We start from the raw sequence: 11703 nt of genomic DNA on the forward strand, positions 1-11703 counted from the left end.
GACCCAGCCTCGCAGTCGCTTGCTGAGTCTGTCAACAAGACTTAGCCTGGCGGGCATGAGGCCTGCGGCGCTGGACTGGTCGATCGAGAACTGCACCATCGCCCGCGCGATGGAGGTCCTCGGCGAGAAGTGGACCCTGGTCGTGCTGCGGGAGGTCTTCAACGGCGTCCGGCGCTTCGACGACATGCGCGTACGCACCGGCATCCCGCGGCAGGTGCTCACCAACCGGCTGGCCACCCTGGTCGCCCAGGGAGTGCTGCGCCGTGAGCCGTACCGGGAGCCGGGCAGCCGGCTGCGCCACGAGTACCGCCTGACCTCCAGGGGCCTAGACCTGTGGCCGGTCCTGGTCGCCGTGCTCGCCTGGGGTGACCGCTATCTCGCCGACCCGGAGGGCTCGCCGCTGCGCGTCGAGCACCGCGACTGCGGCGGCGAGGTGCGCGTGGCGCTGCGCTGCGAGCGCGGCCACGAGGTCGCCGAGCCGCGCGACGTGGTGCCGCGGCCGGGCCCGGGGGCCCGCCGCCGCACCGACTGAGCCGGGCCTCGGCCGGGTACGCCACGGCCCGCCTGCCGTCCGGGTGGTGGGTGCGCCACGGCCGGCCACCCGGACGGCGACCCGGTCCGCGTCGCCGGCATCGGGGGCGTCCGCCGGCTCCGGACGGCGCCCTGCCCCGGGCATCGAGTCGATCATGCTCGGCCTTCATCGGAGTGTGACGCCGCACGTCCGCGTATGTGTCCACGGTGTTGCACAGCTGTGACGATCAAGCTCGGGTGAATTCGGACGAATCCAGGTCTTGCCAAGGATCTTAAGTATGTGAATACTTCGGTGCAGCTCGGCCGATTCCCCCAGGTCGACCGGGTTCGCCCCAGCGGTCCTCGCTGCCCCGGCAGGGCCGTCGTCCCCCTCTCACGGAGGTTGTTACATGCGACCCACGAGGTCCACGTTCCGCCGCGCCGCCACCCTCGTCGCGGCCGGAACCCTGGTCGCCGGAACGCTGATGGGCGCCCCGGCCCAGGCCGCTCCCGCCGCGTCACCGGACGCCGCCGCCACCCTCGCCGAGCGGCTCGGTGACCGCGCCGCCGGCACGTACGCCGGCGCCAACGGCAAGATGGTCGTCGCCGTGACCGACGCCGCCGCCGCCCGGCAGGTCGCCGCGTCCGGCGCCACCCCGAAGATCGTCAAGCGCGGCGCCACCGAGCTGAACCGCGCCACCGCCGAGCTGGAGCGCACGGCCAAGATCCCCGGCACCGCCTGGTGGGTCGACCCGGCCACCAACCAGGTCGTCGTCTCCGTCGACAGCACGGTGACCGGCGCCAAGCTGGAGCGGGTCAAGGCCGCCGCCGCGCGCAGCAACGGCGCGGTGCGTATCGAGGCCGAGGCCGGCGTGCTCAGCACCCGGATCTCCGGCGGCCAGGCCATCTACGCCGGTGGCGGCGGGCGCTGCTCGCTCGGCTTCAACGTGCGCAGCAGCAGCGGCGTGAAGTACTTCATCACCGCCGGCCACTGCACGAACATCTCGTCGAACTGGTACTCGAACTCGTCCCAGACCTCGCTGCTGGGCACCCGCTCGGGCTCCAGCTTCCCCGGCAACGACTACGGCATCGTCCGGTACAGCAACCAGACCACCACGCAGCCCGGCAACGTATACCTCTACAACGGCAGCTACCGCGACATCACCGGCGCCGCCAACGCGTACGTCGGTCAGTCGGCGCAGCGCTCCGGCAGCACCACCGGCCTGCGCAGCGGTTCGGTCACCGCGCTGAACGCGACGGTGAACTACGCCGAGGGCTCGGTCTCCGGCCTGATCCGCACCAACATCTGCGCCCAGCCGGGCGACAGCGGCGGCTCGCTGTTCAGCGGCTCCACCGCCCTCGGCCTGACCTCGGGCGGCAGCGGCAACTGCAGCACCGGCGGCACCACCTACTTCCAGCCGGTCACCGAGGTGCTGAGCCGCTACGGCGTCAGCGTCTACTGATCCTCAGGTACTGAGCGGGCCGCCGGATTCCTCCTCCGGCGGCCTGCCCGCTGGCAAGGAAGGGCCCCTTCTTAACACCCGCGCGTTAAGAAGGGGCCCTTCCTTGCACCCGTGGAACGTGCGTCCCGCTGCCCTGACAGAATGCCGGGGCAGAGACAATCCGCAGACGAGGGAGACGCACGTCGTGATCCGTACCCATGACGCCGGCAGCCTGCGCGCGACGGACGCCGGCACCACGGTGACGCTCGCCGGCTGGGTGGCCCGCCGGCGCGACCACGGCGGTGTCATCTTCGTCGACCTGCGCGACGGCTCCGGTGTGGTCCAGGTCGTCTTCCGCGAGGAGGACGCGCACGCGCTGCGCAACGAGTTCTGCGTGCAGGTCACCGGCGAGGTGACCCGGCGGCCGGAGGGCAACGAGAACCCGGACCTCGCCACCGGTGAGGTCGAGGTGACCGCCGCCGAGCTGGAGGTGCTGTCCGAGGCCGCGCCGCTGCCGCTGCCGGTGGACGACCAGGTGGAGGCCGGCGACGACGTCCGGCTCCGGTACCGCTACCTGGACTTGCGCCGCAGCGGTCCGGCGCACGCGATGCGGCTGCGCTCCCGGGCCAACCAGATCGCCCGCAAGGTGCTGCACGAGCGCGACTTCCTGGAGATCGAGACCCCGACGCTGACCCGGTCGACGCCCGAGGGCGCCCGCGACTTCCTGGTGCCGGTGCGGCTGCAGCCCGGCACCTGGTACGCGCTGCCCCAGTCGCCGCAGCTGTTCAAGCAGCTGCTGATGGTCGGCGGGATGGAGCGGTACTACCAGATCGCCCGCTGCTACCGCGACGAGGACTTCCGCGCCGACCGGCAGCCGGAGTTCACCCAGCTCGACATCGAGATGTCCTTCGTCACCGAGGACGACGTGATCGACCTCGGCGAGGCGATCGTGTCCGCGCTGTGGACGGAGCTGGCCGGCCACGAGATCGCCCGGCCGATCCCGCGGATCACCTGGCACGACGCGATGGCCCGGTACGGCTCGGACAAGCCCGACCTGCGCTACGGCGTCGAGCTGACCGAGCTGACCGACTACCTGCGCGGCACCCAGTTCCGGGTGTTCGCCGGCGCGATCGACGCGGGCGGCTACGTCGGCGCGGTCGTCATGCCGGGCGGCGCGGCGCAGTCCCGTAAGGAACTGGACGGCTGGCAGGACTGGGCCAAGGCACGCGGCGCGAAGGGCCTCGCGTACGTGGTGCTCGACGCCGAGACCGGCGAGGCGCGCGGCCCGGTGGCGAAGAACCTGTCCGAGGAGCACCTGGCCGGTCTGGCCGACGCGGTCGGCGCGAAGCCCGGCGACGCGGTCTTCTTCGCCGCCAGCCCGAACACGCGGGAGGCCCAGGAGCTGCTCGGGGCGGCCCGGATCGAGATCGCCAAGCGGGCCAACCTGGTCGACGAGAGCGCGTGGGCGTTCTGCTGGGTGGTCGACGCGCCGATGTTCGAGCCGGTCTCCGACCAGGAAGCCGGCGGAGCGGGTGGCTGGACCGCCGTGCACCACCCGTTCACCTCCCCGAACGCCGAGTGGGTGGACCGCTTCGAGGAGGCGCCCGACCGGGCGCTGGCCTACGCGTACGACATCGTCTGCAACGGCAACGAGATCGGTGGCGGCTCGATCCGTATCCACCGCGGCGACGTGCAGCGGCGGGTGTTCGACCTGCTCGGCATCACGCCCGAGGAGGCGCAGGACAAGTTCGGCTTCCTGCTGGAGGCCTTCAAGTACGGCCCGCCGCCGCACGGCGGCATCGCGTTCGGCTGGGACCGGGTGTGCATGCTGCTGGCCGGCGCCGACTCGATCCGCGAGGTCATCGCGTTCCCCAAGACACGCGGTGGCTTCGACCCGCTGACCGGCGCGCCCACCCCGATCACCGGGCAGCAGCGCGCCGAGGCCGGCATCGACGCCAAGCCGAAGCCGCCCGCGACGGCCCACACCGGGACCGCCGGTCCCGCCGCCCCGGTAGCCGACCCCACCTGACCTGGCCCCGCGGGCCCGCACGCGTCGATCATGAGCTTGGCGGCGCTGTCGTTCACCGACACTGCCGCTAACCTCATGATCGACGTGAGGAGGGCGGGATGCGGCTGCTCGTGGTCGGGGCCAGCGGGTTTCTCGGTGGTGAGGTGTGCCGGCAGGCGGTGACGGCCGGTGAGCGCGTGGTGGGGACGTACCACGCCGGGGCCGTCGCCGTGCCGGGGGTCGCGGCGCGCTGGCTCGACGTCACCGACCGGTCCGCCGTGCGCGCGCTCCTGGCGGAGGTACGCCCCGACGCCGTGATCGCCACTCCCTACCGGTACGACGACTGGTCGGTCACCGCCGACGGAGCGGCCCATGTCGCGTACGCGGCCGCCGAGGTGGGTGCGCGGCTGGTGCACCTGTCCAGCGACGCGCTGCACGCCGGGCGCCCGACGCCGTACCGCGACGACGAGCCGCCGACGCCGGTCTTCCCGTACGGCGCGGCGAAGGCGGCGGCCGAGACGGCGGTCCGCGCGATCGACCCCGCCGCCGTGCTGGTGCGGACCTCGCTGATCGTGGGGGAGGGGAGCAAGCAGATCCAGCTCTGCCTCGACGCCCTGGCGGGGCGGGCGACCCTGTTCACCGACGAGCTGCGCTGCCCGGTCGACGTGCGCGACCTGGCCGCCGCCGTACTCGAGCTGACCCGCTCCGAGGTCGCCGGTCCGTTGAACGTCGCCGGTCCCGAGGCGGTGAGCCGTGCCGAGATGGGGCTGCTGGTGGCCGCGAGGCTCGGCCTGGACCCGGCGGGCCTGAAGACCGGCACGAGCGTCGGCGCCGGGCTGCACCGCCCCACCGAGGTACGCCTCGACTCCAGCCGGGCGGCCGAGCTACTGCGTACCCGCCTGCGCGGCATCAGCGAGCTTCTGGCCGGCTGACGGTCCCCCTCCCGGGTCTCCCCTTCTCTGCACAATTGCTGTGCAAAGAACTTGTGCACGGAAATTGTGCACAGATATTCTGCATCCATGGCTGACGACAACCGGGTCGCCCGGAAGGCGCCCCGGGTGGTCCGGATCGATCACCGGCAGGTCCGGGTGCTGGCGCACCCGCTGCGGATCCGGCTGCTCGGCGCCCTGCGGGTGCACGGGGCGGCCACCGCCACCACCCTGGCCGAGCTGCTCGACACGAACAGCGGCGCGACAAGCTACCACCTACGCCAGCTAGCCGAGGTGGGGCTGGTCGTGGAGGATCCCGACCGGGGCCACGGCCGGCAGCGCTGGTGGCGGGCCGCGCACGATGTCACCAACTTCGAGCCCACCGACTTCGACGACGACCCGGACGCCCGGGCCGCCATCGAATGGATTCAGGGCACCCAGGTTCGCCTGCTGGCCGAGCACGCCGAGCGGTGGTTCGCGGCGCAGGACCAGTGGTCGCCCGCCTGGCGGGATGCCTTCGGCATGGGCGACATCTTCCTGACCATCCCGGCCGCTCGACTCCAGGCCCTCGAGGCGGAGCTGTGGCAGGTCCTGGAGCGATACCGCGACGAGGCCGACCCGACTGAGCCGGGTGCCGAGCAGATCGCCGTCTTCGTCGCCGCGTACCCGATGCTGAAGGGAAAGTGATGAATGCGCTGACCGTCCGCCAGGTCCACGTCCGCTACCTCGTCCTGCACGGCCTGCGCTGGCTGCCGGTCGGCCTGCTGATTCCGGTGATCATCCTGCTCATGCAGGAACGGGGCCTCACGCTCACCCAGATCGGCCTGGCCGCGGCGGCCCAGGGCTTCGTCGTCCTCGCCCTGGAACTGCCGACCGCCGGGCTCGCCGACGCGCTGGGCCGCAAGCCCGTCCTGGTGCTCGCCTCGCTTGTCAACCTGGCCTCCGGGGTGCTGCTCGTCGTCGCGGACTCGTTCGCCCTGCTGATGGCCGTCTGGGCGCTCCAGGGTGTGTACCGGGCGCTCGACAGCGGCCCGCTCGAGTCCTGGTACGTCGACACGACCCTCGCCGCCGACCCCGACGCGGAGTACGAGAAGGGGCTGGGCCACGGCGGCACCGTGCTCGGCGTGTCGATCGCCGCCGGGGCGCTGCTCAGCGGCGGCCTCGTCGCGCTCGGCCCGCTCGGGCCGGTCAGTGCGCTCACCTCTCCGGTGGTGGTCGCCATCGGGCTGCACCTGGTGGCCCTGGTCGCGCTGCTGGCGCTGCTGCGGGAGACCCGCCCGGCCGCCGGGGCGGTCGCGTTGCGCGCGTCGGTGGCCCAGGCGCCCCGGATGATCGGCCAGGCAGTCGGGCTGTTGCGCCGGTCCCGGGTACTGCTCGCCCTGGTGGCGGTCGAGCTGTTCTGGGGCTTCGGCATGGTCACCTTCGAGAACCTGCTGCCGGTCCGCCTCGCCGAGGTGATCGGCGACGCCGACCGGGCGGCTGCCGTGCTCGGCCCGGTCAGCACGGTCGCCTGGCTCGCGTCGGCCGGCGGGGCGGCCCTGACGCCGCTGCTCATCCGCTGGATCGGCGCCGCGCCCGGTGCCGCGCTGCTGCGGATCGTGCAGGGCGCCACGGTGGTCGGGATGGGTCTGCTGGCCGGTCCGGTCGGCGTGCTGGTCGCGTACGTCGCCTGCTACGCCGTGCACGGCGCGTCGAACCCGCTGCACATGGGCCTGGTGCACCGACAGGTCGACGGGCCGTACCGGACCAGCGTGGTGTCGTTGAACTCGATGGTGGCGATGCCCGCCGCCGCGCTGGGCGGGATCGTGCTGGGCGCGATCGCGGACCGGGCCGGTGTGAGCACCGCGATGCTGGCCGGCGCGGTCGTGCTCGCCGTCGCCGCCCCGCTGTACCTGCCCGCCTGGCGCTCGGGGCGCGGTGACCGATCGGTGGGATCCGGCCCGCCGGTGCCCGCCCCGCCGGCCGGCGCTGTGCCCGCCCCGCGGTCCGGGAGCGTGCCGCCCCAGCGCGACGGCGAGCCGACGGCCGGCGCGGCGGCCCCGGGGCGGCCGCGTTAACAGGGGACCCCTCCTCTACCGCAGGCGTTAACAGGGGGCCCTTCCTTTCACGCCAGGTGGATGGAGCTGCGGGGGAGGGTGCCGGTGTAGCCGAGCCGGCGGTAGAGCCGGATCGCGCCGACGTTGTCGGTGTAGACGCCGAGCGCCACGGTGTCGTGCCGCGCGAGCAGGGCCCGGGTCATCCCGGCGGTGAGCGCGGCGCCCAGGCCGCGCCCCCGCCGGTCGGGCGCGACGGTCAGGCCGGCGAGGAAGCCGATGTCGCCGCGGCTGCGGTCCGCCCCGCAGGCGACGATCCGGTCGCCGTCGCGGATGCCGTACCACCCGACGATCCGCGGGTCGCCCGGGCGGGAGGTGGTGGTCGGGAACGCCGCGTCGATCAGGGCGCTGAGGGCGGGGTGGTCGGCCTCGGCGAGGCGTACCACCCGCTCCTCCTCCGGCTGTCGAGGCGGCGGCGCGGTGGTCCACAGGAAGTCCCACTCGTCGTGCCGCGCGACGGCCAGCCGGCCGGCGAGCAGCTCCGCGTCGAGGCGGGGCAGGTGCAGCCACTGCCCCGGGGCGAGCGCGCCGCCCGCGACGAGAACGGCGAAGACGTCGACGGCCGGCCCGGGCGTGCCCAGGGCGCCGCCGGCCGGTCCCTGCTGGGCGGGGAGCAGCCAGCCGACAGTGCCGTCGCGCCGCCAGCCGCGCGGCGTCGTGTCCTGCCACAGCGCGTGCCGCGCGTACGGGTGGTGACCGGCCGCCGCGAGGATCACATCCCGCCCCACCAGGGCCTCGTCCGCGATGATCATGACACCAGCCTAGAACCTCGGCGGCGGTGCGGCCCGCGGCGGACCGGTCCTTCCAGGGTGGAGATTGACGGACGGACCGATTGGGTACATCCCGCGCCGACCTACTGGGACCCCCCTACCGGAGGAACGACATGCTCGCCATTCTCGCGGCCATCGTCTTCGGCCTCGCCCTGCTGATCGACCTGTTCGACACGAACTTCGGGGCGCCCGACCTGTTCAACTGGAACACCCTCGTGCTCATCGGGCTGTTCCTGCTCGCCCTCTACCTGGCCGGTGTCGGCAGCGGCCCGGGCGGCGGCGGCCGGGGCCGCTGGTACTACGGCCGGCGGCCCGGCCGGGGCTGACCGGAACGGATCACACCGGGCCCGTCCGGCGGCGCTGATTCCGGCGCCACCGGCCGGGCCCGGTACTGTTCCCGTGATGGAGTCCGACGCCCTCTTCTCCCTCGGAGAGCCCGCCGCCGCGCCGTCCGCGCCCGCGGGTCTGGTCGGCGTGGACGGCTTCCCGGCGGTAGGGGAGGATTCGCCCCTGGCCGTCCGGATGCGCCCGACCAGCCTCGACGAGCTGGTCGGGCAGGACCACCTCCTCGCCCCCGGCGCCCCGTTGCGCCAACTGGTCTCCGGCGCCGCGCCGATGTCGGTGATCCTCTGGGGCCCCCCGGGCAGCGGCAAGACCACAATCGCGCACCTGGTGGCCCGGGCCACCGACCGCCGTTTCGTGGCGATGTCGGCGCTGAACGCCGGCGTCAAGGACGTCCGCGCCGTCATCGAGACCGCCCGCCGGCAGCGCCGCGCCGGCGGCCCGCAGACCGTGCTCTTCATCGACGAGGTGCACCGCTTCAGCAAGACCCAGCAGGACTCGCTGCTCGCCGCCGTCGAGGACCGGACGGTCACGCTGCTGGCGGCGACGACCGAGAACCCGTACTTCTCGGTCATCTCGCCGCTGCTGTCGCGGTGCGTGCTGCTCACCCTGCAGCCGCTCGACGACGCCGCGGTGCGGGACCTGCTCCGCCGGGCGGTCGCTGACGAGCGGGGCCTGCGCGGCACGCCCACCCTCGACGCCGATGCCGAGGAGCACCTCGTCCGGCTCGCCGCCGGGGACGTCCGCAAGGCGCTCACCGCGCTGGAGGCCGCCGCCGCCTCGGCCACCGCCGTCGGCGCCGACCGGATCGACCTCGCCACCGCCGAGCAGGCGGTGGACACGGCCGCGGTGCGCTACGACCGCGCGGGCGATGCCCACTACGACGTGGTCAGCGCGTTCATCAAGAGCATGCGCGGTTCCGACGTGGACGCGGCGCTGCACTGGCTGGCCCGCATGCTGGTCGCCGGTGAGGACGCCCGGTTCATCGCCCGGCGGCTGGTGATCTTCGCCAGCGAGGACGTCGGCATGGCCGACCCCGGCGCGCTCGGCGTGGCCACCGCCGCCGCCCACGCGGTGGAGTACGTGGGCCTGCCGGAGGCCCAGCTCAACCTCGCCCAGGCGGTCATCCACCTGGCGACGGCGGCCAAGTCCAACTCGGCGACGGCCGCCATCGGGGCCGCCCTCGCCGACGTCCGGGCCGGTCGGGGCGGGCCGGTTCCACGCGGGCTGCGCGACGCGCACTACGCCGGCGCGAAGGGGCTCGGTCACGGTACCGGGTACCGCTACCCGCACGACGACCAGCGCGGCGTCGTCACGCAGCAGTACGTGCCCGACGACCTCGTCGGCATCGACTACTACCGGCCCAGCCAGCACGGTGCCGAGCGGGCCGTGGCCGACCGGTTGCCGCTGCTGCGCCGCATCGTCCGCGGGCTCGCGGCCCCGGCGACCCGCCAGCAGGTGGCGGCCAGCGTCGGCGGCACGGCAGGCAACGGCCGTCGCACCGGGGGGTCGGGCGACGGCGGGGCGCACGAGGGCGGCGCGGAAGCCGCCGAGGAGGGTCACCAGTGAAGTCGCGTGGGCCGGAGCGATCCGAGGACGGCGCCGACGAGCGGCGGACCAAGGGACGCCGCTGGGGGCGGGGCAGGGCCGAGGCCGAGCCGGAGCCGGTCAGCGGCGAGGAGTTCGGCTGGATCGACGACCTGCGCACGGCGAAGGCACAGCGTACGGAGTTGGGCCCGGGGGATGCTCCGGGCCATCCCGGGCCGCCGCCCGGCGCCGATTCGACCGGGCGGGCGGCCACGCCGCCGGTGCGCCGCGGCGAGGCCGAACCACCACGGGCGCGATCGGGGGCGGGGCCGTGGCCCGGGTCGCCGGATCCGTCCGGCCCGGCGCCCCGGGGTGACGTCCCTCCGGCCGGCCCGCGCTCCGGTCCGTCCACCGAGGCGGGACGCCGGCCGCCCGGCTGGCCGCAGGGCGGGCCCGACCGGCCGCGGCCGGTCTCCGGGCCGGGCACCCCGGCCGCCCCGCCACCACGGTCCCAGCCGCCGGCCGGCCCGCCGCCGGCACCCGGACCACGCCGCGGTGCGCCCGGCGGTCCGCCCCCCGGCCAGCACCCCCAGCCCGGCAGCCCGCCGGTCGGGCAGCACGCCCAGCCCGGCCCGCAGGCGCCGGCTCCGCACGCCCAACCCGGCGCCGCCCCCGGCCGGTCCGGTGGCCGTGGTGCCGCCCCCGGCCCGGGCCCCCGGGTCGGCCCACCGCCGGCGCCGCCCGGCCCCCCCGGCTCACCGGTCGTGCCGCAGGTTCCCGGCCCGCCGGTCGCCCGCCGTCCGGAGGCCCGCGGTGTCGACCCGGCCGACGGGTACCGGTCCGGCGACCTGACCGGCTCGGCGGCCCGGGCCCGGCTGCCCCGTCCCGGGCCGGCGCAGCCGCCCGCCGCCGACCCGGCGGCGCGCCCGGGCTCGGTCCACTCCGGGCCGGCAGGCGTCAACGCCGGCTTCGGCCGGCACCCCGGCGACGGGTCCGGGGAACTGCCCGAGGCGGGCGGTCGTGGTCGGCAGCGCGACCGTGGACCGGCGCCCGGCCACCGACCGGCCGCCGACGAGCCGGTGGTGCCCCGCAGCGGCAACGCGCCGCCGGTGCCGGGCCTGGCCCCGCCGGACGGCGGATCTGCTCCGCCACCGCGCCCGGCAACACCCGCCGATGGTCGGGCCGTACGTGGCCGGCGGAGCGTGCCGGACGAGGACGCCGCTGTGCCGCGTGGCCGGCGGAGCGTGCCGGACGAGGACCCCGCTGTGCCGCGTGGTCGGCGGGCGGCCCCGGACGAGGACCCGGCTGTGCCGCGTGGCCGGCGGGCGGCCCCGGACGGGAACCCCGCCACGCCGCTCGGACGGCGGGCGGCCCCCGACGACGCCGCCGGCCAGGTCTCCCGCGCGGCGGGCGGTGAGCCGGCGAACCCGGGTGCCCGCGCCGAGGGGGCCGGCCAGCCGGCCGGCGACGGCCGCCGGGCCCGGCCGGAGCGCCCGGCCGACTGGCTCCGGCAGGCCGGCCGCACGCCGCACCACACCGATCCCGCGCTGCGCACCCTGAACTCTCCGGCGACCCCGCCCGGCTCGCCGATGACCCCGCGAAGCGCCCCGCCGGCCGGCCGGACGCCCACCGACGCCGCCCGCCCCGGGCCCGATCCGACCGGCACCGGCCGGCGGGCCGGTCGCGCCCGCCCGGCCGACACCTCCGCCGGGCCGGCTGCCGTCCGTCCGCCCGGCCCGGTACCCGGAGCGGGTGAGTCCGGGCGACCGCACCCGCCGGCCGGGCCGGCCGCCGAGCGGCCACGTCCGTCGGCCGCTGCCGCGGGCGGCACCGGCGACCTCCGTCCGGGTGGCGGCACCCGGCCGTTCCGCCCGGACGTGCCACCGCACGCGGGGCCGGACACCGGGCCGGTGCGGGGCGCCGCCGTACCGCCGCGTCCCGGCGCGCCGGCGGCCCCACCCGCCGGCGGCCCCACGCCGCCCACCGAGGGAGGTCGAAGAGATCATGATGACCCACCCCGACGTAAGCCTGGTGGCCGTAGTCGGCGTGCCGCACCCGTCACACGGCGAAGAGGTGAAGGCC

The 11703-nt window shown here is 75.5% G+C and carries 11 protein-coding genes; 9 read left to right on the forward strand and 2 right to left on the reverse strand.

Annotated features, from left to right (window positions below; all coding sequences use genetic code 11):
- The first annotated feature begins 55 nt into the window (after window positions 1–55).
- The 6 genes from ABTW87_RS24305 (at window position 56) to ABTW87_RS24330 (ending at window position 6946) form a co-directional block, all read left to right on the forward strand.
- Entirely contained in the window at window positions 56–532 is a 477-nt protein-coding gene (locus tag ABTW87_RS24305; RefSeq protein ID WP_350653264.1) for a winged helix-turn-helix transcriptional regulator, read from the forward strand.
- Window positions 533–920: 388 nt separating this feature from the next.
- Complete coding sequence (locus ABTW87_RS24310; protein ID WP_350653265.1) at window positions 921–1973, forward strand: S1 family peptidase; 1053 nt, start codon at window positions 921–923, stop codon at window positions 1971–1973.
- A gap of 184 nt (window positions 1974–2157) precedes the next feature.
- Window positions 2158–3981 carry an aspartate--tRNA ligase gene (gene aspS, locus ABTW87_RS24315; protein ID WP_350653266.1) on the forward strand — a complete coding sequence of 608 codons (1824 nt, stop codon included), beginning with the start codon at window positions 2158–2160 and terminating at the stop codon, window positions 3979–3981.
- 98 nt (window positions 3982–4079) lie between these two features.
- The gene (locus ABTW87_RS24320; RefSeq protein WP_350653267.1) at window positions 4080–4892 is read left to right on the forward strand and encodes an SDR family oxidoreductase; all 813 of its coding nucleotides are present in this window, start codon (window positions 4080–4082) and stop codon (window positions 4890–4892) included.
- 87 nt (window positions 4893–4979) lie between these two features.
- Complete coding sequence (locus ABTW87_RS24325) at window positions 4980–5576, forward strand: ArsR/SmtB family transcription factor (protein ID WP_350653268.1); 597 nt, start codon at window positions 4980–4982, stop codon at window positions 5574–5576.
- Window positions 5576–6946, forward strand: a complete 1371-nt coding sequence (locus tag ABTW87_RS24330; protein ID WP_350653269.1) for an MFS transporter — start codon at window positions 5576–5578, stop codon at window positions 6944–6946. The genes ABTW87_RS24325 and ABTW87_RS24330 overlap by 1 nt, the downstream gene beginning before the upstream one ends.
- 47 nt (window positions 6947–6993) lie before the next feature.
- Here the strand turns inward: ABTW87_RS24330 and ABTW87_RS24335 are convergent, their stop codons facing one another.
- On the reverse strand, window positions 6994–7734 hold the full coding sequence (locus ABTW87_RS24335; RefSeq protein WP_350653270.1) for a GNAT family N-acetyltransferase: 741 nt from the start codon (window positions 7732–7734) through the stop codon (window positions 6994–6996).
- A gap of 131 nt (window positions 7735–7865) precedes the next feature.
- Here ABTW87_RS24335 and ABTW87_RS24340 point away from each other — a divergent pair, with 131 nt between their 5' ends.
- Together ABTW87_RS24340 and ABTW87_RS24345 are read left to right on the forward strand one after the other, a co-directional pair.
- Window positions 7866–8078: a hypothetical protein gene (locus ABTW87_RS24340; protein ID WP_350653271.1), complete on the forward strand. Its 213-nt coding sequence runs from the start codon at window positions 7866–7868 to the stop codon at window positions 8076–8078.
- A 76-nt stretch (window positions 8079–8154) separates the two neighbouring features.
- Window positions 8155–9663: a replication-associated recombination protein A gene (locus ABTW87_RS24345; RefSeq protein WP_350653272.1), complete on the forward strand. Its 1509-nt coding sequence runs from the start codon at window positions 8155–8157 to the stop codon at window positions 9661–9663.
- Window positions 9664–10376: 713 nt separating this feature from the next.
- On the opposite strand, the gene ABTW87_RS24350 is transcribed toward ABTW87_RS24345, so the two are convergent.
- On the reverse strand, window positions 10377–11153 hold the full coding sequence (locus ABTW87_RS24350) for a hypothetical protein (RefSeq protein ID WP_350653273.1): 777 nt from the start codon (window positions 11151–11153) through the stop codon (window positions 10377–10379).
- 475 nt (window positions 11154–11628) lie between these two features.
- Between ABTW87_RS24350 and ABTW87_RS24355 the strand changes: the two genes are divergently transcribed.
- A partial coding sequence (locus ABTW87_RS24355) for a hypothetical protein (protein WP_350653278.1) occupies window positions 11629–11703 on the forward strand: 75 nt, incomplete at its 3' end.

Origin of the sequence: Micromonospora sp. NPDC126480 (genome assembly GCF_040302465.1) — a bacterium.
Classification (GTDB): Bacteria; Actinomycetota; Actinomycetes; order Mycobacteriales; family Micromonosporaceae; genus Micromonospora.